Here is a 566-nt window from a genome sequence, read left to right on the forward strand (position 1 = left end):
TGGGATCATATGCGCTGCGATATGGATGCAGGGAAATAAAAGGGAGCATGCAATGAAAGGGCTAAAAGTTTTAGGCGGATTATTGATGACGCTGGTGGTGGGCGCAGCGCAGGCAAAAGAGCCTCCGGCGCAGGTGGTTTATCGCTTTGACGATCACAGGTATCTGGAACTTAAAGGCTGGAATTGCGAAGGCGAACTTTGGTACATCGATACCAAATTAGGGATACGCTCGGAAGTGGCCAGCCAGTTTTATCGTATTTTTACCCATAAATATGTCCATCCCTCTGAACGTTATATTGTTATCCCCTGGTGGGGAGCAGGGATAAGTGGCTTTACAGTGTCGAAAGACTATGGGCAAACCTGGGAGAGCGGCGGTGGACGGATGTCTCCTGGCCCAAATGAGCCTAATGGGGATAACGCCCCCCCTTATGGCGATGCAATTTCTTTCACCGTCGTTAACGATCAGGGTTTTTTACTGACTAAAAAAAGCCTCTATATGTCGTCCAGAGGATTTGACGATCCGCGCATCCTTCCTGGCGGGCCAGGTATTCCTTATACGGCGTCTG

The 566-nt window shown here is 49.6% G+C and carries 1 protein-coding gene; it reads left to right on the forward strand.

Features of this window, described 5'->3' with window-relative positions:
* Positions 1-52: 52 nt before the first annotated feature.
* On the forward strand, positions 53-566 hold a 514-nt coding region (locus tag J1785_RS00350; protein WP_238483007.1), incomplete at its 3' end, for a T6SS immunity protein Tli3 family protein.

Source organism: Rahnella perminowiae, assembly GCF_019049755.1.
Lineage (GTDB): Bacteria > Pseudomonadota > Gammaproteobacteria > Enterobacterales > Enterobacteriaceae > Rahnella > Rahnella perminowiae.